This window comes from Herbaspirillum sp. SJZ099 (genome assembly GCF_007828355.1).
In the GTDB taxonomy this organism is placed as follows: domain Bacteria; phylum Pseudomonadota; class Gammaproteobacteria; order Burkholderiales; family Burkholderiaceae_D; genus Herbaspirillum.
Map to the genome: position 1 here is coordinate 502,035 of NZ_VIUO01000003.1, position 20,725 is coordinate 522,759.

Consider the following 20,725-nt stretch of genomic DNA (forward strand, 5'->3'; position numbering starts at 1 on the left):
GGCAAGCCTGCGGGCTGCCGCTTTTTTATTTCCGCGAGGATCGGGTAAAACGGCATCTATACATAAAATCTAATTTTAGATAATATGTATGCATCATGAAAACCGACGCCCGCAAGAAAAAGGCCGCCCCGCCACCCCGCCCCGACCACGAACTGCTGATGTCGCAGCTCAGGCAGGTCGCCCAGGGCCTGGGCGAGACCTTCGCCCCCTTTTGCGAAGTGGTGCTGCACGACTTGCGCGATGCCGACCATTCCATTGTCGCCATCCATAACAACCTGTCCGGCCGCGAGGTGGGCGACGCCACCACCGAACTGGGGCTGGCGCGCATCGCCGACGAATCCTATCCGCAAGTGCTGGCCAATTACGCCAACCGCCTGCCCGACGGCCGCCAGGCCAAGAGCACGTCGGTCGGCATCAAGGATGCCGACGGCAAGTACGTGGCGGCGCTGTGCATGAACATCGACCTGACCCTGTTCGGCGCGCTGCAAGGCATGCTGCGCCAGTTCGGCGGCATCGACGGCAACGCGCGCGTGGCGGAAACGCTGGAGCCGACCGGCGCCCAGGCGATCCGCCACAAGATCGACGCCTTCGCGGCGCGCCTGTCGGCCACGCCGCGCAGCCTCAAGGCCGACGAGCGGCGCGCGCTGATGCGCGAACTGCGCGAGTCCGGCTGCATGGAGGTGCGGCGCGCGGCCGAGGTGGTCGCCGCCCACCTGGGCGTATCGCGTGCCACTGTCTACAACGACGAGCGGGATTGAAGCTTTCCCCTCCGACATCCCTAATGACATCTCCGATCGAAAGGAAGCTGCCGTGATCCCCGTTTCAAGCGCCACCGAATTGCCTACCTTCGCCGACGTCCTGCTGGCGGCCGAGCGCATCAAACCCTGGGCGCACCGGACGCCGGTGCTGACCTCGCGCACCGCCGACGCCGAGCTCGGCGCCAGCCTGTTCTTCAAGTGCGAAAACTTCCAGCGCATGGGCGCCTTCAAGTTCCGCGGCGCGATGAATGCGCTGGCGCAATTCGATGAGGCGCAGCGCCGCGCCGGCGTGATCACCTTTTCCTCCGGCAACCACGCGCAAGGCACGGCGCTGGCGGCGCAACTGCTGGGCATTCCCGCCACCATCGTGATGCCGCTGGACGCGCCCGCCGCCAAGGTGGCGGCCACCCGCGGCTATGGCGCCAACGTCGTCACCTACGACCGCTACACGGAAGACCGCGAACAGATCTGCGCGCGCCTGGCCGAAGAAAAGAAATTGACCGTGGTCCCGCCCTACGACCATCCGCATGTGATGGCCGGCCAGGGCACCGCTACCAAGGAATTGCTGGAAGAAACCGGCCCGCTGGATGCGTTGTTCGTCTGCGTGGGCGGCGGCGGCCTGCTCTCGGGCGCGGCGCTGGCGGCACGCGCCCTGGCACCGGGCTGCAAGATTTATGGCGTGGAGCCGGAAGCCGGCAACGATGGCCAGCAATCCCTGCGCAGCGGCAGCCTGGTCAGCATCGCCACGCCCAAGACCATTGCCGACGGCGCCCAGACCCAGAGCCTGGGCAAATACACCTTTGCCGTCATCAAGCGCGATGTCGACGACATCCTGACCGTCCCCGACGAGGAACTGGTGGCTTGCATGCGCTTCTTCGCCGAGCGCATGAAGATGGTGGTGGAACCCACCGGCTGCCTGGCCTTCGCGGCGGCGCGCAAGCACCGCGCGCAATTGCAGGGAAAACGCGTGGGCGTGATCGTCAGCGGCGGCAATATCGACCTCGGCAAACTGTCCGCCTACCTGGCGCACTGAACCGCGCCTGCATTCTTCACTCCAGATTTTTAACGACGGGAACCGCCATGCCCCATCTCTTTCTTGAATATACCGACAACCTCAACATCGACACCCAAGCCACCCTGCTGCGCCTCAATGAGGCGCTGGTCGGCAGCGGCCACTTCGACGAGAACTCCATCAAGGCGCGCGCCATCCGGCTGGACGATTATGTCGTCGGCACCCAGCCGCAAGCCAGGCGCGCCTTCCTGCACCTGCGCCTGACCATCCTTTCCGGACGGACGCTGGAAGTGAAGAAAGAGATCACCGACCTGCTGGTGGCGACCGTGCAAAAAGAGCAGGAATGGCCGGACGGAATGCAGGTGCAGATCACGGCGGACGTGAGCGACATGCAGCGCGAGATTTACGGAAAGCTGAAGCTGTAACAACCTGTCCGTCCCCTTCCGTCCTGGAGCGGAAGGGGACGGACAAGGCGTACCGACAAGCAGCCGTGCCGACGCCAGTCGCCACGGCTGCTTTCATGCGGAAACCGACGCGGAGTTCAGCGTTCCAGTGTCAGTGCGTCAGCGCTTCGCGGAACTGCACCACGTTGCCTTCGGGATCGAAGCCGTCGCAGGCGCGGAAATCCGCCGCACTCCATTCGGCCTCGACCGGCTTGACGCCGCCGCCCTGGGCCTGCGCGCCGATGCGCGCCTGCGCCAGCGAACGCACCGGCAGGAACAGCTTGACGGGGACCGCTTCACGCAATACCGGCGGCGTAGCGATCTGCACCTTGGCGGCGACGGCCGGCGGCATGGCGTGGATCACCAGCAGGAAATCCTGCGCTTCGATCACCACCTTCTCGGACTCGGCATGCTTGGGCACCACCGCCAGCACCTGCGCATAGAATGCGGCAAGGCGGGCTACATCTTTGGCAAACAGGACTGCGCCTGCTTTGGGCTGGGTCGACATCTCTGCTTTCAAAAACGAAGAACGAAACGGCAGAGTTTATTTTTGTCGGCGGCGGTTGGCAAGCCTGTCCGTCCACATTCCCATGCCGGGGGAAACCCGGGTTCAACATGCGAGCTTGTCGCCTACGGGCGACATTGTTTTCGATGCCATGCTGCTTCGCAATATCAGACTTTTCCGACACGCGTTAGCGCCGTCATCCTACCCACAACAACAGCGCAAAAGCGTACTGTCGGTTCTTGAAGATACATTGCCGGGTTGATGGCAAAGCGCCAATTGTCACGATGATCACGCCAATGTCGGCCAATATGATTGAAAATACATCGTTTCTGCTACAAGCCGGTTTAAATTGTAAGAGGATGTTCCAGCATGTTTACTTCGCAATCCCATCTGCTAATTTGATGTTGCAAGGCAATAAGGCGCGTTCGCAAACAGTCGAAAAACAAAAGGCGAACGTGGAACCGTCCCGTGTCTTGCCGCAACGGATAAAACATCCGCCCCTGGGACTTCGCCTCAGTACATGGCTTGTCAATCACATTCCGGCAGATTAACCATCTGACTCGCACCATGACCAGAAACCTGCGCTCCTTTTTCACACCCGACAGCGCCTTCAAGCGCACCGTCTCCGGCTCGCGCATCCCACTGGCCAATAACGGCGGCCAAGCCGACGCCTGGCTGGAGCCGATGCTGGCCGACTTCATCTCGCTGGCCTGCAACCTGTGCGATGCCCCGTTCGGCATGATGACGCAACTGCATGCCGACATCGGCTTGCAGGAGCCCTTCGTGTCGGTGGCCAACGGCCGCAGCGACATCCGCAACCAATGGTGGCGCTTCCCCGGCCAGACCGGCGTGTCGCGCACCGCGGTGGATTTCTCGGTATGCGAAGCCGCCGGCCGCCGCCCGCGCGAACTGGCCGAGATTGCCGACCTGCGCGCCGACAGCCGCTTCGCTGAATCGGCCCTGGCCAACAATCCGCCCCAGGTGCGCTTTTACGCCGCGGTGCCGCTGGTGGCCGCCAACGGCGACGTGCTGGGCACGCTGTGCGTGATGGATCGCCAGGCGCGCACGCTGTCGCCCTCCCAGCGCGACGCCTTCCTGAAGCTGGGCCGCCAGCTGGAAAGCCAGCTCGACAGCCGCCGCACCATGCAAAAGCTGGAGCAGCAGACGCTGACCGATGCCCTGACCGGCATCGGCAACCGTCGCAGCTTCGACCTGCGCCTGCGCGAGGAATGGACGCGCCACCTGCGCAATGCGCGTCCGCTGTCGATGCTGATGGTGGATGTGGATTACTTCAAGCAATACAACGACACCTACGGCCATCCGGCCGGCGATGCGCTGCTGGCGCAACTGGCGCGCGTGCTGCGCTCGCCCCTGCGCGCCAGCGACTTCCTGTCGCGCTACGGCGGCGATGAGTTCGCGCTGATCCTGCCCGACACCGAAGAGATCGGCGCCCACCAGGTGGCAGAGCGCATCAAGCGCGCGGTATCGATGGTGAAATGGCCGCACACCGAGATCGAGATCAGCCTGGGCGCGGCTACCGTCACGCCGTCCGAGATGTGCGATTTCCACGCGCTGCTGCAAGCGGCCGACAAGGCAATGTACCTGCGCAAGCATGGGCGCAATCCGGGCGGGCATGCTTGAGCGTCTCTCTCCGGATGCCGGATGTTCCAAAGAAAATGCCGCTGACGCCAGCGGCATTTTTACTTTCCGGATGACCTTTCCCCAGGTTTTTTCTCAGACGAACTTGCTGAAGTCCGGCTTGCGCTTTTCCAGGAAAGCGGTAAACGCTTCCTTGGCCTCCGGCCCGGTCAACATCCTGGCGAAGTGCTCGATCTCGGCCGTCATCTGCTGCTCGGTGGCGGCCACGCGGTTTTTCTTCATCAGTTGCTTGGTGACGCGGATCGAGCCGGCCGGCAGCGCGGCCAGCTTGGCGGCCTGCTGTTGGGCATAGGGCAGCAGCTCTTCCAGCGGCAGCACGCGGTTGACGATGCCCATCTCCTGCGCTTCGGCGGCGAGGAAGGCTTCGCCCAGCAACAGCTTCTCGGCGGCGCGCTGGTAGCCGACCAGGTGCGGCAGCAACAGCGACGAGGCCGCCTCCGGGCACAACCCCAATTGCGTGAACGGCAGCGAGAACCGGGCATTGTCGGCAGCATAGACCAGGTCGCAATGCAACAGCAATGTGGTGCCGATGCCCACCGCCACGCCCGACACCGCGGCCACGATGGGCTTGGCGGCATGGCTGATCTGCCACAGGAACTGGAACACCGGCGCGTCCTTGCTGTTGGGCGGGTTCTTCAGGAAATCTTCCAGGTCGTTGCCGGCCGAGAAGGCTTGCGGTTTCCCGGTGAACAGGATGGCGCGCACCGCGCTGTCGGCCTCGGCCTCCTTCAGGGCATCGGCCAGTTGCTGGTACATGGCGGCGGTGAGGGCATTCTTCTTGGCTTCGCGATCGAAGTGGATCGTGAGGATGCCGTTTTCCTTGCTCAGTTGGATATCCATGGGTCTCCTGCTGTGTCTTTGTTATTCAGTAACGACGATGAAAAAGCCGCACGGCGCGAGCAGTGCGGCTTGGGGATGGTCGGCTTCGGACGTCGCTTACACGCGTTCGAAAATGCCGGCCGCGCCCATGCCGGTGCCCACGCACATGGTCACCATGCCGTACTTCAGGTTCTTGCGGCGCAGGGCGTGGATGGTGGTGGCCGCGCGGATGGCGCCGGTGGCGCCCAGCGGGTGGCCCAGGGCGATGGCGCCGCCCATCGGGTTGACCTTGGACGGATCGAGGCCCAGGTCGCCGATCACCGCCAGCGCCTGGGCGGCGAAGGCTTCGTTCAGCTCGATCCAGTCGATCTGGTCCTGGGTCAGGCCGCCGGCCTTCAGTGCCGCAGGAATCGCTTCCTTGGGGCCAATGCCCATGATTTCCGGCGGCACGCCGCGCACCGCGAAGGAGACGAAACGCGCCAGCGGGGTCAGGTTGAATTGCTTGAGGATCTTTTCCGAGACGATGATCAGCGCGCCGGCGCCGTCCGAGGTCTGCGAACTGTTGCCGGCGGTGACGCTGCCCTTGGCGGCGAACACCGGTTTCAGCTTGGCCAGCGCGGCGATGTTGGAGTCGGCGCGCGGGCCTTCGTCCAGGTTCACCGTGCGGGTCTTGATGTCGATCTGGCCGCTGGCCAGGTTGGGGAAGCGCTCGACGATCTCGACCGGGGTCATCTCGTCGTTGAACTCGCCGGCCTGCTGGGCGGCGATCGCCTTCTGGTGCGAAGCCAGCGAGAACTCGTCCTGCGCTTCGCGCGACACCTTCCACTGCTGCGCCACCTTCTCGGCGGTCAGGCCCATGCCGTAGGCCATGCCGACGTTCTCATCCTTGAAGGCGTTGATGTTGATGGACGGGTGGAAGCCCATCATCGGCACCATCGACATCGACTCGGCGCCGGCGGCGATCATGACATCGGCCTCACCGACGCGGATGCGGTCGGCCGCCATGGCAATCGCGGTGATGCCGGAGGCGCAGTAGCGGTTGATGGTGACGCCGCCGATGGTATTGGGCAGGCCGGCCAGCAGCACGGCGTTGCGCGCCATGTTCAGGCCTTGCGCGCCTTCGGGGAAGGAGCAGCCGACGATGGCGTCCTCGATCAGTTTCGGATCCAGGCCGGGCACTTGCGCCACGGCGGACTGGATGGCGCGCACCAGCAGGTCATCCGGGCGCGTGTTCTTGAACATGCCGCGCGGCGCCTTGCCGATCGGGGTACGGGTGGCGGCGACGATGTAGGCGTCTTGCAGTTGTTTACTCATTACAAATCTCCTTGGGCTCCCGCCCCTTCAAGGGGAGGGCTGGGGTGGGGATGGGTTCAAGGCATTCCAGATTTCCTGAACGACCACATCCGTCTCATTCAATACTTCGTTATTCCAAAAACGCAGAACCGTGAAGCCAGCCTGATTCAATCTCTGGGTTCGTTGCTCGTCATGCTGATTGTTGACGTGCTGCGAACCGTCCACTTCGATTACCAGGCGCCGTTCCAGGCAGACAAAATCGAATACATAATTTTCAAAGGGGTGTTGACGGCGAAACTTCACATCCATTTGCTGGCCGCGCAGGCGATGCCACAGACGCTGTTCGGCTTCGGTCATCGTCTTGCGCAACGCCTTTGCTGCTTGTTTCGTGAACGCGTTGGTTTGGCCTTGCATTGGAACTGCTCCTGCGTAACCCATCCCCACCCTAGCCCTCCCCTTGAAGGGGAGGGAGTTTCGATCTCAATTCACCACCTCCACGTCCCCTCCCCTTCAAGGGGAGGGCTAGGGTGGGGATGGGTGCAACGCGTTCCAGTCACCAGACTCTTTAATTACGCACTGGTTTGCCGGTTTGCATCATTCCCATGATCCGCTCTTGCGTCTTGGGATTGTTGAGCAACTCCATGAAGAACTTGCGCTCGATGTCGAGCAACCATTGTTCGTTGACGATGCTGCCTTCTTCCACTTCGCCGCCGGCGACCGTCTCGGCAATCATCTTGCCCAGCTTGTAGTCGTGCGCCGAGATGAAGCCGCCGTCGCGCATGTTGACCAGTTGCGCCATGATGGTGGCCAGGCCGTTGCGGCCGATGACCGGCACCTGCGGCGGCAGTTGCGGGCGGTAGCCGGCGTCGAACAGCGCGCGCGCCTCGACCTTGGCCACGTGCAGCAGCTCGTAGGGATTGAACACGATCACGTCGTCTTCGCGCAGGTAGCCCAGCTTGCGCGCTTCCAGCGCCGATTTCGACACATTGGCGGTGGCCGCGGCCAGCATGTATTCCTTGAGGAATTGCAGGATGTCGTTACCCTTGGCTTCCTTCGCCGCGCGCACCGCCGCTTCCTTCAGGCCGCCGCCGGCCGGGATCAGGCCCACGCCCACTTCCACCAGGCCGATGTAGGACTCGATCGAGGCCACGCGCTTGGCGGTGTGCAGCAGCAGCTCGCAGCCGCCGCCCAGGGCCAGGCCGGCCACCGCGGCGATCACCGGCACGCTGGCGTACTTCAGGCGCTGGTGCGCCTGCTGCAGATGGTGCACCACCGGCTCGATAGCCTTGACGCCGCCCGACATAAACAGCGGCAGCATCGACTGCAGGTCGGCGCCGGCCGAGAAGGCGCCGCCTTCGGCCGCATCCGGATGCCAGATCACCAGGCCCTTGAAGTTTTTCTCCGCTTCGTCGACGGCCTTGTTCATGCCGTCGATCACGCCCTGGCCGATCACGTGCATCTTGGTCTTGAACGACAGGATCAGGACTTCGTCGTTCTGGTGCCAGATGCGCACCGAGTCGTCTTCGAAGAAGGTGGTGCCGGCGGTCTTGCCGTCGGCTGCGCCTTCGCCCACCAGCGGCGCGCGGAAAGGCTGGCGCTGGTAGACCGGCAGTTCGGAACGCGCCACATCGGCCTTCCTGGAGGGCGAGTACGAACCCTTGGCGCTGTGCACGCCATCACGGCCGTCGAATACCCAATCCGGCAGCGGCGCGCTCGACAGCGCCTTGCCGGCGTCGATGTCTTCCTTGACCCACTGCGCGACCTGCTTCCAGCCGGAGGCCTGCCAGGTCTCGAACGGGCCGACGCTCCAGCCGAAGCCCCAGCGCATGGCGAAGTCGAGGTCGCGCGCGTTATCGGCGACCGACTCCAGGTGCACCGCGATGTAATGGAAGGCGTCGCGGAAGATGGCCCACAGGAACTGGCCTTGCGGGTTGGTCGAATCGTGCAGCGCCTTCATGCGCTTGACCGGGTCCTTTTCTTTCAGGATGCGGGCGATGATGTCGTCGGCCTTGGCGCCGCCGGGGACGTAGTCGCCCTTGGCCGGGTCGATGCGCAGAATATCCTTGCCCACCTTCTTGTAGAAGCCGGCGCCGCTCTTCTGGCCCAGCGCGCCCTGCTCGACCAGCTTGGCCAACAGCGGCGGCGTGGCATAGGCAGCATAGAACGGGTCGTCCTTCAGGTTGTCCTGCATGGTCTTGATGACGTGGCCCATGGTGTCCAGGCCCACCACGTCGGCGGTGCGGAAAGTGCCGGACTTGGCGCGGCCCAGCTTGGAACCGGTGAGGTCGTCGACCACGTCCACGGAAAGGCCATATTTCTCGGCTTCGATCACGGTGGCCAGGATGCCGAACACGCCGATGCGGTTGGCCACGAAGTTCGGCGTATCGAAGGCGCGCACCACGCCCTTGCCCAGGGTGGTGGTGAGGAAGGCTTCCAGCTTGTCCAGGATCTGCGGCTGGGTGGAGGTGGTCGGGATCAGCTCGACCAGGTGCATGTAGCGCGGCGGGTTGAAGAAGTGCACGCCGCAAAAGCGCGCCTTCAGCTCGGCGTCGAAGCCTTCGGCCAGCGCGTTGATCGACAGGCCCGAGGTGTTGGAGGCGAAGATGGTGTTGGGGCCGATGTGCGGCGCGACCTTCTTGTACAGGTCGTGCTTCCAGTCCATGCGCTCGGCGATGGCTTCGATGATCAGGTCGCAGCCGGCCAGCTGCGCCAGGTCGTCCTCGTAGTTGGCGACCTGGATCAGGGCCGCGTCATCCTTGTTGCCCAGCGGCGCCGGGCTGAGCTTCTTCAGGTTCTCGATGGCGCGCAGCACGATGCCGTTCTTCGGGCCTTCCTTGGCCGGCAGGTCGAACAGCACGACCGGCACGCGCGCGTTGATGCAGTGCGCGGCAATCTGGGCGCCCATGACGCCGGCGCCGAGCACGGCCACTTTTTTGACGATGAAATTGGACACGCAAGTCTCCTTTTTTGCTGATGCTTCAAACATGAATTCGGGGCAGGGCAATGCAAAACGTGGCGCAAGGCGTGCCGTTACTGTACGCCTTCCGACCGCTTTCTACAGCATGCCGTGCCGGGGTGACATGGCCATGACGCCATGCCACGGCCTTGTCTTATCTTATTGCGGCAGATCAATGTCGCAAGGCGCCAAACTGGCCGCCCCGCGTCCTTACTCGACAACTCAGAACAAATCCGCGTCCAGCGCCATCAGGTTGGCCGCGCCGGAGCGCGCCTGGCGGATCAGCATCGCGGTTTCCGGCAGCAGGCGCGCGAAGTAGAAGCGCGCGGTGGCCAGCTTGGCGATGTAGAAGGTATCGCCGGAGCCCTGCTTTTCCAGCGCGATCTTGGCCATTTGGGCAAACAGGTAGGAGAACACCAGATGGCCGACCACGCGCAGGTAAGGCACGGCGGCAGCGCCGGCCTCATCCTGGTTGGCGAAGGACTTCATGCCGATTTCCATGGTCAGCTTGGTGACCTTGTCGCCGATGTCGGCCAGCGGCGTGATGAATTCGGACATGGCTTCGTCGGTACCGTTCTCTTCGACGAAGGCCTGGATCTGCGCGCCGAACTTCTTGAGCTTGGCGCCGTTGTCCATCAGGATCTTGCGGCCCAGCAGGTCCAGCGACTGGATGGTGTTGGTGCCTTCGTAGATCATGTTGATGCGGGCGTCGCGCACGTATTGCTCCATGCCCCATTCGGCGATGTAGCCGTGGCCGCCGTAGACCTGCAGGCATTCGGAAGTGGCGATCCAGGCGTTGTCGGTCAGGAAGGCCTTGATCACCGGGGTCAGCAGCGCGACGATGTCGGCCGAATCCTTGCGCACCTGCTCGTCCGGGTGGGACAGTTCCTTGTCCAGCTCCAGCGCGACGTAGGAGGTGAAGGCGCGGCCGCCTTCGGCAAAGGCCTTGGCGGTCAGCAGCATGCGGCGCACGTCGGGGTGCACGATGATCGGGTCGGCCGGCTTGTCGGCGGCCTTGATGCCGGTCAGGCTGCGCATCTGCAGGCGATCCTTGGCGTACACCAGGGCGTTCTGGTACGCCACTTCGGTCAGGCCCAGGCCTTGCATGCCCACGCCCAGGCGGGCCGCGTTCATGAACACGAACATCGCCTGCAGGCCCTTGTGCGGCTGGCCGATCAGCCAGCCGGTGGCGCCGTCCAGGTTCATCTGGCAAGTGGCGTTGCCATGGATGCCCATCTTCTCTTCGATGGCGCCGCAGAAAATCGGGTTGCGCGCGCCCAGCGAGCCGTCGGCATTGGGCAGGAACTTGGGCACGATGAACAGCGAGATGCCCTTGGAGCCTTGCGGCGCATCCGGCAGGCGCGCCAGCACCAGGTGGACGATGTTGTCGGAGACGTCGTTTTCGCCGGCCGAGATGAAGATCTTGTTGCCGGTGATCTTGTAGGAGCCGTCGGCCTGCGGCTCGGCCTTGCTGCGCAACAGGCCCAGGTCGGTGCCGCAATGCGCTTCGGTCAGGCACATGGTGCCGGTCCATTCGCCCGAGACCAGCTTGGGCAGGTACAGCGCCTTCTGCTCGTCGGAGCCGTGCGCGTGCAGGCACTCGTAGGCGCCGTGCGACAGGCCGGGATACATGGTCCAGGCCTGGTTGCTTGAATTGAGCATTTCGTAGAACGAATTGTTCAGCGTCAGCGGCAGGCCCTGGCCGCCATATTCGGTGTCGCAGGACAGCGCCGCCCAGCCGGCTTCGACGTACTGCTTGTAGGCTTCCTTGAAACCCTTGGGGGTGGTGACGGCCTTGGTCTCGCGGTCGAAATGGCAGCCTTCGCGGTCGCCCGAATGGTTCAGCGGGAACAGCACCTGCGAGGTGAACTTGCCGCCCTCTTCCAGCACCTGGTCGATCAGCTCGCGGTTGGTCTCGGCGTGCGGCGGCAACTCTTTGAATACCTCTTCGACCTTGAGCAGCTCGTGCAGGACGAATTGCATGTCGCGCAGGGGGGCGTTGTATTGGGGCATGTATGTCTCCGGAACAGGTTAGGCGGCTTTTTTGGCAGCCGATTTGGAATTCTTGGCGGGTGCGGCGGCAGTCTTGGCGCTGCTGTCCAGCGGGCGGTAACTGTCGATCAGGCGGTCGAAGCTGGCCTGGGCGCGTTCGACGCTGCCGGGAATATTGAGGAAGCGGGCGTCGTGGTGCAGCGCCAGGATCAGGCCGTACATTTCATAGACCATCTGGCCGACGTCGATATCGGCGCGGATGTGGCCGGCTTCCATGGCCTGCTTGATGCAGCGCTCCAGCGCATCGCGCCAGGCCTGGACCATTGCCACCAGGTGGTCGCGGATGGCGCCCGGACGGTCGTCGTACTCGACCGCGCCGCTGATGTAGATGCAGCCCAGCGCGATTTCGACCGTGACCTGCTTGACCCAGCGCGCGAACATTGCTTCCAGGCGCGGCAGGCCGCGCACTTCCTTGATGGACGGGTAGAACACGTCCTGCTCGAAGCGGTTGTGGTACAGGCGCACGACTTCGATCTGCAAGTCTTCGCGCGAGCCGAAATGGGCGAATACGCCGGACTTGCTCATCTTCATCTTCTCGGCCAACAGGCCGATGGTGAGCCCTTCCAGGCCGTCGCGGCTGGCCAGCTCCAGCGCCACGTCGAGGATGGCGGCGCGGGTCTGCTCGCCCTTGCGCAGGAATTTCGGCCGGGTGGTCGCAGGAGTGGCGGTCGTCGCCTTGCTTGTCTCTGTCATCATTGTCTCTTTGGTATCCGCCGCGTGGAAGGCGGCGGGAACGGTTCGGATAGGCAGGTCTGCCCTTTGCGGCACGATGCTTCCGGAATTTATTCGAACGATCGTACTATTATTCATCGCGCCGTAAATGTCAAACAAAAAATCGGCGTGAACCGGACAAGCCGGCGTGCAACGGCGCCGGGCTTGCCGCCGGGAAAACTCAGGGCCCGTCCGCCCCTTCTTGCGGGGCGGATGCGGAGCCGCCCAGCAGGTCATGGGCGTCCAGGATGGCGTAGACGATGGCGGGATTGTTTTCCAGGCATTTGCGGATGGCGGCCGGGACGGTTTCGCGGGTCTTGCGGCACAGGCCGGGCTGTTCGGCCAGCCGGATCTGCAGGCCGCGCACGCTGCGCACCTCCAGCGCGGCAGGGGCGATCTGCAGGACGATGCCCAAGTTCTTCCGCATCAGCCGGCCGATATGCAGCAGGTCTTCGTAGGAACCGATGCGCATGATGCGCTCAATCAGCCGCTTTTCTTCCTCGCGGGTCAGCAGCAGCACCCGCGCCGCCTCCGAATGCAACCGGTCCATCAACTGCTCGCGCTCGCACACGCACGCGCCTGGCGGGCACTCTTTGCGGATGGTCGGTTGGAACAGGACTGCCTGGGACATCTGCGCCTACTCTGAACAGGTTCTAAGATTGGCCGGGAAAATCTTCTCCATCTTACAACGGGCGGCGGCGACCGGTCAGGATGAGGAGCGGTCGAGCAGGCGGCGGTCGCGCTTGGTCGGCCGCCCCTTGATCTCGGCGGCGGGTTCGCGGAACAGGCGATGCCGCTCCGCCTCTGTTGCGCGGCGGCGCAGGCTGTCTTCGGTCTCGCTGTAGAGCGTGGCGGCGATGGCGGCCGAGCCGCGCTTGTCGGCTACGCCGGTCACCACCACTTCCCATTCGGTGGCGCCGTTATCGATGGCCAGCCTGTCGCCGGCCTTGACGCTATGCGCGGGCTTGGTGCGCTCGCCATTGAGCCTGACGCGGCCGCGCTCGATGGCCTCGGTGGCGAGCGAGCGCGTCTTGAAAAAGCGTGCGGCCCAGCACCATTTGTCGATGCGGATGGTGTCCATGGTTATCCTGCGGGTAATGATGCGATGTCGCGTGATGTGGATTGTACGGCGCATGCGCCGGCCTGCGCCGGGATGGCGGCGATTGCGGCCGGGCAAGAAAAACGCCGGCGAATCGCCGGCGCTTTCCATTCATGCCAGACCCGGGCCGGGATCAGCGCTCAACCGCCAGCGCCACGCCCATGCCGCCGCCGATACACAGGCTGGCCAGGCCGCGCTTGGCGTCGCGACGCACCATCTCGTGCAGCAGGGTCACCAGCACGCGGCAGCCGGAGGCGCCGATCGGGTGGCCCAGCGCAATCGCGCCGCCGTTGACGTTGATCTTGCCGGTGTCCCAGCCCATTTGCTTGTTGACGGCGATGGCCTGGGCCGCGAAGGCTTCGTTGATTTCCATCAGGTCCAGGTCTTGCGGGTTCCAGCCGGCCTTCTTCAGGGTCAGCTGCGACGCCGGCACCGGGCCCATGCCCATGATGCTGGGGTCGAGGCCGGCCGACGAGTAGGACTTGATCTTCGCCAGCACCGGCAGGCCCAGCTCGGCCGCCAGCCTGGCGGAAGTGACCACCACCGCGGCGGCGCCGTCGTTGATGCCCGAAGCGTTGCCGGCGGTCACCGTGCCGGCCTTGTCGAAGGCCGGGCGCAGCGCGCCCAGCGCGTCGGCGGTCACGCCGTGCTTGACGAACTCGTCGGTGTCGAACAGCACGGTTTCCTTCTTGCCCTTGATCTCGATGGGGACGATCTCATCCTTGAACTTGCCGGCCTTTTGCGCGGCTTCGGCCTTGTTCTGCGAGGCGGCGGCGAAGGCGTCCTGCTCGGCGCGCGAGATGTCGAACTTCTTGGCCACGTTCTCGGCGGTGATGCCCATGTGGTACTGGTTGTAGACGTCCCACAGGCCATCGACGATCATGGTGTCGGTCAGCTTGGCGTCGCCCATGCGGAAGCCGTCGCGCGAATTGTTGAGCACATGCGGCGAGGCGCTCATGTTTTCCTGGCCGCCGGCGATGACGATCTGGGCGTCGCCGCACTTGATGGCCTGGGCCGCCAGTTGCACCGCCTTCAGGCCGCTGCCGCAGACCTTGCCGACCACGAAGGCCGGCACCATGTCGGGCAGGCCGGACTTGATCACCGCTTGGCGCGCCGGGTTCTGGCCCACGCCGGCGGTCAGCACCTGGCCGAGGATGACTTCGCTGATGGCTTCCGGCTTGATGCCGGTCTTGGCCAGCAACGCCTTGATGACTTGCGCACCGAGATCGGCGGCGGCGATCTTGGAAAGGGAACCGCCGAACTTACCGATTGCTGTTCTCTGTGCTGCAACAATGACGACGTCATCCATAATGCGCTCCTTTTATTGAATTGGCGGGAAAGCCACGCGACCTTCCGTGGGAAACCCGGAGGGCCATCTTAGTCCATTTCATCATGGAATGCGATACGGTGAATTTTCGGTATTTGCGTACATTGCGCAGCGCCATCCAGGCGCCGGCAACCGCCGCTGCCGCCCCTCAGGCGTCCTGCCCCAGCGTGATGATGTGGATCACCGTGCGGTAAAGCAGGAAGGCGGCGCCATACCAGGCGCGCTTGTACCAGGGCGCATGCGTGAAGTCGGACAGGTGGATCACGCGCCCCTCGGCGGCGCCGGCCTCGATCTCTTCCCTCAGGTAGCGCGAGAACGCCGGGTCCTGGATGACCACATTGGCCTCCTGGTTGACGAACAGGGACAGGCCGTCGTAGTTGCTGGAGCCGACCGTGGACCACTTGTCGTCCACTACCGCCACCTTGGCATGCAAATCGGTCTTGATGTATTCGACGATGCGCACCCCGGCGCCCAGCAGCTTGGGATAGAAGGAATGCGCCACCGCATCCTGCATGGCGAACTGGCCCACGCCCAGCAGCAAGGTCACCTTCACGCCGCGCTGCGCCGCTTGTTCCAGCGCGCGCCGCATCTTGCGCCCCGGAGCGAAATAGGGGGTGACCAGAAAAGCGCTGTCGCGCGCGTGCCCCAAGGCCTGCAGGTAAGCGTGCTGGATGGTGCGTCGGTTGCGGAAGTTGTCGCGCACCACCAGCGCGGCCTGGGCCGCGCCATGGACCGGCACCACCAGGCGATGCCGCAGGCGCTTGAAATTCTCCCAGCGCGCCTTGAGCTTCATGCGGCCCACGCGCCGCCACTGGGCATCCATCTCGCGATAGATCTCATGCACCAGCGGGCCAGTGATGCGCACCGCGAAGTCCCAGCGCGGCGCCGGCAGCACCGTCGCAAAATCGCGGTCGGACAGAAAATCGTCGTTGATGTTGAGCCCGCCGACGAAAGCCACCTGGCGGTCCACCACGCACAGCTTGCGGTGGCTGCGCGCCACGCCGCGCCTGAACCAGGGGTTGAAGGAGCGGTGCTGCACGCCGGCTCCCGCCAGGGTCTGCTTGAGCTGCCGGGTCTGCACGCGGCCGGTGCCCAGCCAGTCGTTGATCACATACACCACCACCCCGCGCCGGGCCGCGCGCTGCAATGCGTCGCGCACCAGGATGCCGGTGTCGTCGATGGCGAAGATATAGGTTTCAAGGTAGATCTCCACGCGCGCCGCGTCGATGGCGGCGATCAGCGCGGGGTAGTAGCCTGCGCCGCTGTGCAGCAGCGCAATCTCGTTGCCGTCGGTGAAATTCAGATGGCGCATGCGGGACTTTTTTCTTGGTTCTGTTCAGTCGGGACGAACCGCCAACGGCAGCAAAGGCGTACTGCAGACAGCTTCCACGAGCCGCCGGCGCAACGCAGCCCGCAGCGTTTTGCTGGCGACTCCAAGTCTACGCCAAGTGCAGTTCGCTGACGATAGGCGCATGGTCGGACAAGCGCGTCCACGGTCCTTCCCTCAACACTTGCGCGGTCTCGACCTTGAAGCCGCGCAGGTAAATCCGATCCAGCCGCAGCCACGGCAGCATCGCCGGAAAGGTGCGCGCCGGACGGATCGGCGCCGACAATCCGCCCATCCTGCGCAGGCTCTGCATCAGCCCCTTGGTGAGCGGCTGGTCGAACACCTCGATCACGCCCAGGCGCTGATATAGCAGCTTGCTCAGCTGGTTGGTCCAGTCGTTGAAATCGCCGGCGATGATCAACGGCGCATCGGGCGGCGAGGAAGAGCGCACCGCCTCGATCAGCGCCGCCGTCTGGCGGCGGCGGCTGCCGGCGAACAGGCCGAGGTGGACCACATAGCAATGCACGTCGACGCCCTCCACCGGCACCACGCAATGCAGGATGCCGCGCGATTCATAGGCATGGTCGGAGACATCCTGGTTGCGGATGGAAGCGATGGCGAAGCGCGAAATCAGCGCATTGCCGTGGTGCCCGTGGTCGTACACGGCATTCATGCCATACGCCGAATGATGGGTTTCGCCGGCCAGGTATTCATGCTGGCCCAGCTGCGGCCAGTTGGAGGCGTGGCGCAAGGCGTTCAGGTCGTGCCGGCCCTGCACTTCCTGCAGGAACAGGATATCGGCATCGAGCTGGGCCAGCGCCTGCTTGAGCGCCAGGATGCGCGGCCGGCCGCCGAACGAAGTCACGCCTTTGTGGATGTTGTATGTCGCGACACGCAACTTCATGGGACACCTTTCTTGTTCGGCCCGCCACCCTGCCCGGCTCGGCCTTGCACTCAAGCTTGCATATAGGCCGGCAACTGCAGGATCGCTTCCGCATTGGAAGGCGAGAAACAGCGGTCGGCCGCTTCGCGGTACGGCAGCCACTGGTAGCGCGTGTGTTCGCGCGGGGCCAGCGTCACCGGAATATCGCGCGGTACCAGCAGCCCGAAAACGTGCTCCGTGTTCCTGGTCACGCCGGGCGCGTAACGATGCCGCCAGACCGGATAGATTTCATAGATGTTGGAAAGTTGCCAGTCGCGCAGGTTGGCCGCCGGCAAGGCATTCCCGGGCGCTTGCCGGGATTGTGCCCCTGCGGCCGCCACCACGATGCCGGTTTCTTCCTGCACTTCGCGTCGGGCGGTTTCCGACAGGTCTTCTTCCGGCGTGTCCTTGGAGCCGGTCACCGACTGCCAGAAACCGGCCTTGTCGGCGCGTTCGATCAGCAGCACTTCGCGTTCGGCGGTGTGGATCACCACCAGCACCGATTCGGGAATCTTGTAGGGACGGTCGTTCATTGCACTCGCAAAAGAAAAAAGGCGCCGGGGAAACCGGCGCCTTTCATTATGCCCAAAACAGCGGGCAAGAAGATATTGAACGGGTTCTTATGCCTTGACTGCCGGCTCGGCATTGCGCAGGCGAATGTGCAGCTCGCGCAATTGCTTCTCGTCGACCGCCGACGGCGCCTGGGTCAGCAGGCACTGCGCACGCTGGGTCTTGGGGAAAGCGATCACGTCGCGGATCGACTCGGCGCCGGCCATCATGGTCACCAGGCGATCCAGGCCGAAGGCGATGCCGCCGTGCGGGGGCGCACCGTATTGCAGCGCGTCCAGCAGGAAGCCGAACTTCAGGCGCGCTTCCTCGTCGTCGATCTTCAGCGCGCGGAACACCTTGCTCTGCACCTCGGCGCGGTGGATACGCACCGAGCCGCCGCCCAGCTCCCAGCCGTTCAGCACCAGGTCATAGGCCTTGGCGATGGCCGCGCCCGGATTGGTCGAGATGAAGTCCTCGTGGCCATCCTTGGGCGAGGTGAACGGATGGTGCAGCGCGACCCAGCGCTGGTTGTCCTCGTCGTATTCGAACATCGGGAAGTCGACCACCCACAGCGGACGCCACTGGTCGTCGAACAGGCCGTTCTTCTTGCCGAAGTCGCTGTGGCCGATCTTCACACGCAGCGCGCCGATGGCGTCGTTGACGACCTTAGCCTTATCGGCGCCGAAGAAGATCAGGTCGCCGTCTTGCGCGCCGGTCTTTTCGATGATCGCGGCCAGGGCGGCGTCATGGATGTTCTTGACGATCGGCGACTGCAGGCCGTCGCGACCCTTGGCCTTCTCGTTGACCTTGATGTAGGCCAGGCCCTTGGCGCCGTAGATGGCGACGAACTGGGTATAGGCATCGATTTCCGAACGCGGCATTTCCGCGCCGCCCGGCACGCGCAGGCCGACCACGCGGCCGCCTTCGCTGTTGGCCGCGCCGGAGAAGACCTTGAAGTCGACATCCTTCATGACATCGGTCAGTTCGGTGAATTCCAGCTTCACGCGCATGTCCGGCTTGTCCGAGCCGTACATGCCCATGGCGGTGGCGAAGTCCATCACCGGGAACGGGTTCGGCAGGTCGATGTCGAGCGCGTTCTTGAACACCAGGCGGATCATGCCTTCGAACAGGTCGCGGATTTCCTGCTCGTTCAGGAAGGAAGTCTCGCAGTCGATCTGGGTGAATTCAGGCTGGCGGTCGGCGCGCAGGTCTTCGTCGCGGAAGCACTTGGTGATCTGGTAATAGCGGTCGAAGTTGGCCACCATCAGCAACTGCTTGAACAGCTGCGGCGACTGCGGCAGGGCGAAGAATTCGCCGGCGTTCACGCGCGAGGGCACCAGGTAGTCGCGCGCGCCTTCCGGGGTCGACTTGGTCAGCATCGGGGTTTCGATGTCGATGAAGCCTTGCGCGTCCAGGAACTTGCGCACTTCCATCGCCACCTTGTAGCGCAGGCGCAGGTTGTTCTGCATCTGCGGACGGCGCAGGTCCAGCACGCGGTGCGTCAGGCGGGTGGTTTCCGACAGGCTGTCGTCGTCCAGCTGGAACGGCGGCGTGACCGACGGGTTGAGCACTTCCAGCTCGTGGCACAGCACTTCGATCTTGCCCGACTTCAGGTTGGCGTTAGTGGTGCCTTCAGGACGGTTGCGCACCACACCGGTGATGCGCAGGCAGAATTCGTTGCGCACCGCTTCGGCGTTCTTGAAAACGTCGGCGCGGTCCGGGTCGCACACCACCTGCACCAGGCCCTCGCGGTCGCGCAGGTCGATGAAGATCACGCCGCCGTGGTCGCGGCGACGGTGCACCCAGCCGCACAGGCTGACGGTTTGGCCGAGCAATGCCTCGGTAGTGAGGCCACAGTATTGGGTTCGCATGGACATGGTTCTGATTCCGTTGACAGTGTTCTTGTGTGATTCGAGGTATTGATTGGGAGCGAAGGCGGGGCTGGCCGGCGCGATGGCGCCGGCCGCCCCATCAATTGCGGGGCGCCGCCGGTTCGGTGATGATTTTCTTGTCGGCCAGCATTTCCGGGGCCACCACGCCCATGGAGACGATGTACTTCAGCGCCTCGTCGACCGACATCTCAAGCTCGATCGATTCCGCACGCGGCAACATCAGGAAGAAACCCGAAGTGGGGTTGGGGGTCGTTGGCACGTACACGCTGATGTAGTCGCCCGTCAGATGGTTCTTCACCTCGCCGCCCGGCGTGCCGGTCAGGAAGGCGATGGTCCAGGAGCCATGGCGCGGGTACTGGATCAACACCGCCTTGCGGAAGGCGTTGCCCGACGACGAGAACAGCGTATCCGACACCTGCTTGACGCTGGAATAGATCGACTTGACCACCGGGATGCGGGTCAGGATGCCTTCCCACACCGAGACGATCTGGCGGCCGATGAAGTTGCGCGCGGCCAGGCCCGTGAGGAAGATGATCAGCAGCGTGAGGATGGTGCCCAGGCCGGGGATGTAGAAGCCCAGCAGGGATTCCGGACGCCAGCTCGGCGGCAGCAGCAGCAGCGACTGGTCCATCGTGCTGATGATCAGGTTGAGCACCCAGAGCGTAATGGCCAGGGGCACCAGGATCAGCAGGCCGGTAATGAAATATTTGCGCATGGGTCGGGGTCGGTGACGCTGCTTCTCAGCTGGCGCTGGAAGAAGAAGCGGTCGGGGTCGAAGGGGCTGCAGCCGGAGCCGCCGCAGCAGGTACGGGGGCTGCAGCCGGAGCGGGGGCGGCCGTCGCTGGCGTGGAACCGGCGCTCGCGGCCGCCTCGCCCGAGGCCAGCCCGGTGCCGGTAGCGCCCACGCTGTTGGCGGTGCCGCTGCCGGCGCCGCGGAAATCGGTCACATACCAGCCGGAACCCTTCAACTGGAAACCGGCTGCGGTCAGTTGCTTCCTGAAGCTGTCCTTGTTGCAGGACGGGCAAACGGTCAACGCATCGTCGGAGATCTTCTGCAAGACATCCTTGGCAAAACCACACGCTTCGCAGCGATACGCGTAAATCGGCATGACTAACTCCGCAAAAAACTTCCAAAACCCTGAATTATAAAGGGTTTTGGCGGGATTTTTGCGGCCGGTGCGGCGGCTTGTCTACAAGCTGTATTTTACCTCGTCTTCGCCCCCTCTCTTGCCGGTACCCCTTCCTTGCCCCACACGGCGCCACCGCGAATAAATTCAACGTCAATATTGCTTTTTTACCATTTTTCCCACCCAAACTCTTCATTCGCTAAACATTTCCGTCAATCGCTGGATACGTTGCCAAGCCCCGTTGCACAGGCACGGGAAGAGAGAACAATTAGGC

At 63.8% G+C, this 20,725-nt stretch carries 20 protein-coding genes; 4 read left to right on the top strand and 16 right to left on the bottom strand.

What is annotated here, in order from left to right; genetic code table 11:
• The first annotated feature begins 95 nt into the window (after window positions 1-95).
• The 3 genes from FB597_RS10135 to FB597_RS10145 are packed head-to-tail and all read left to right on the top strand — an operon-like array spanning window position 96 to window position 2,195.
• The gene (locus tag FB597_RS10135) at window positions 96-758 is read left to right on the top strand and encodes a transcriptional regulator (protein WP_141918294.1); all 663 of its coding nucleotides are present in this window, start codon (window positions 96-98) and stop codon (window positions 756-758) included.
• A 52-nt stretch (window positions 759-810) separates the two neighbouring features.
• Window positions 811-1,791, top strand: coding sequence for a threo-3-hydroxy-L-aspartate ammonia-lyase (locus tag FB597_RS10140; RefSeq protein ID WP_144769463.1), 981 nt, complete (start codon window positions 811-813; stop codon window positions 1,789-1,791).
• Window positions 1,792-1,838: 47 nt separating this feature from the next.
• A complete protein-coding gene (locus tag FB597_RS10145; protein WP_141918289.1) occupies window positions 1,839-2,195 on the top strand; it encodes a 5-carboxymethyl-2-hydroxymuconate Delta-isomerase in 357 nt (118 codons plus the stop codon).
• 130 nt (window positions 2,196-2,325) lie between these two features.
• Here the strand turns inward: FB597_RS10145 and FB597_RS10150 are convergent, their stop codons facing one another.
• On the bottom strand, window positions 2,326-2,721 hold the full coding sequence (locus FB597_RS10150; RefSeq protein ID WP_144769464.1) for a hypothetical protein: 396 nt from the start codon (window positions 2,719-2,721) through the stop codon (window positions 2,326-2,328).
• A 564-nt stretch (window positions 2,722-3,285) separates the two neighbouring features.
• On the opposite strand from FB597_RS10150, the gene FB597_RS10155 reads away from it, so the two are divergent.
• Window positions 3,286-4,359: a sensor domain-containing diguanylate cyclase gene (locus FB597_RS10155; RefSeq protein WP_255517135.1), complete on the top strand. Its 1,074-nt coding sequence runs from the start codon at window positions 3,286-3,288 to the stop codon at window positions 4,357-4,359.
• Window positions 4,360-4,452: 93 nt separating this feature from the next.
• On the opposite strand, the gene FB597_RS10160 is transcribed toward FB597_RS10155, so the two are convergent.
• From FB597_RS10160 to FB597_RS10230, 15 genes are all read right to left on the bottom strand, one after another.
• Complete coding sequence (locus tag FB597_RS10160; RefSeq protein WP_141918284.1) at window positions 4,453-5,217, bottom strand: enoyl-CoA hydratase; 765 nt, start codon at window positions 5,215-5,217, stop codon at window positions 4,453-4,455.
• A 96-nt stretch (window positions 5,218-5,313) separates the two neighbouring features.
• Window positions 5,314-6,510: an acetyl-CoA C-acyltransferase gene (locus FB597_RS10165; protein WP_141918281.1), complete on the bottom strand. Its 1,197-nt coding sequence runs from the start codon at window positions 6,508-6,510 to the stop codon at window positions 5,314-5,316.
• Between the two features lie 27 nt (window positions 6,511-6,537).
• The gene (locus FB597_RS10170) at window positions 6,538-6,903 is read right to left on the bottom strand and encodes an endonuclease domain-containing protein (RefSeq protein WP_141918279.1); all 366 of its coding nucleotides are present in this window, start codon (window positions 6,901-6,903) and stop codon (window positions 6,538-6,540) included.
• Window positions 6,904-7,054: 151 nt separating this feature from the next.
• A complete protein-coding gene (locus FB597_RS10175) occupies window positions 7,055-9,442 on the bottom strand; it encodes a 3-hydroxyacyl-CoA dehydrogenase/enoyl-CoA hydratase family protein (RefSeq protein ID WP_144769465.1) in 2,388 nt (795 codons plus the stop codon).
• 225 nt (window positions 9,443-9,667) lie between these two features.
• Window positions 9,668-11,458, bottom strand: coding sequence for an acyl-CoA dehydrogenase C-terminal domain-containing protein (locus FB597_RS10180; protein WP_144769466.1), 1,791 nt, complete (start codon window positions 11,456-11,458; stop codon window positions 9,668-9,670).
• Window positions 11,459-11,476: 18 nt separating this feature from the next.
• Window positions 11,477-12,190 carry a TetR/AcrR family transcriptional regulator gene (locus tag FB597_RS10185; protein WP_144769467.1) on the bottom strand — a complete coding sequence of 238 codons (714 nt, stop codon included), beginning with the start codon at window positions 12,188-12,190 and terminating at the stop codon, window positions 11,477-11,479.
• A 199-nt stretch (window positions 12,191-12,389) separates the two neighbouring features.
• Complete coding sequence (locus FB597_RS10190; RefSeq protein ID WP_141918270.1) at window positions 12,390-12,839, bottom strand: hypothetical protein; 450 nt, start codon at window positions 12,837-12,839, stop codon at window positions 12,390-12,392.
• Between the two features lie 75 nt (window positions 12,840-12,914).
• Window positions 12,915-13,289, bottom strand: coding sequence for an RNA-binding S4 domain-containing protein (locus FB597_RS10195; protein WP_141918268.1), 375 nt, complete (start codon window positions 13,287-13,289; stop codon window positions 12,915-12,917).
• Window positions 13,290-13,440: 151 nt separating this feature from the next.
• Window positions 13,441-14,616, bottom strand: coding sequence for an acetyl-CoA C-acetyltransferase (locus tag FB597_RS10200; RefSeq protein ID WP_144769468.1), 1,176 nt, complete (start codon window positions 14,614-14,616; stop codon window positions 13,441-13,443).
• Between the two features lie 166 nt (window positions 14,617-14,782).
• Entirely contained in the window at window positions 14,783-15,946 is a 1,164-nt protein-coding gene (locus FB597_RS10205) for a phosphatidylserine/phosphatidylglycerophosphate/cardiolipin synthase family protein (protein WP_141918264.1), read from the bottom strand.
• A 127-nt stretch (window positions 15,947-16,073) separates the two neighbouring features.
• Complete coding sequence (locus tag FB597_RS10210; protein ID WP_141918262.1) at window positions 16,074-16,865, bottom strand: endonuclease/exonuclease/phosphatase family protein; 792 nt, start codon at window positions 16,863-16,865, stop codon at window positions 16,074-16,076.
• Between the two features lie 50 nt (window positions 16,866-16,915).
• The gene (gene nudB, locus FB597_RS10215) at window positions 16,916-17,416 is read right to left on the bottom strand and encodes a dihydroneopterin triphosphate diphosphatase (protein ID WP_141918259.1); all 501 of its coding nucleotides are present in this window, start codon (window positions 17,414-17,416) and stop codon (window positions 16,916-16,918) included.
• Between the two features lie 87 nt (window positions 17,417-17,503).
• Entirely contained in the window at window positions 17,504-19,309 is a 1,806-nt protein-coding gene (gene aspS / locus FB597_RS10220) for an aspartate--tRNA ligase (protein ID WP_141918257.1), read from the bottom strand.
• 94 nt (window positions 19,310-19,403) lie between these two features.
• Complete coding sequence (locus FB597_RS10225) at window positions 19,404-20,039, bottom strand: DUF502 domain-containing protein (RefSeq protein WP_144769469.1); 636 nt, start codon at window positions 20,037-20,039, stop codon at window positions 19,404-19,406.
• A 25-nt stretch (window positions 20,040-20,064) separates the two neighbouring features.
• Entirely contained in the window at window positions 20,065-20,433 is a 369-nt protein-coding gene (locus tag FB597_RS10230; RefSeq protein WP_144769470.1) for an FmdB family zinc ribbon protein, read from the bottom strand.
• Window positions 20,434-20,725: the final 292 nt, after the last annotated feature.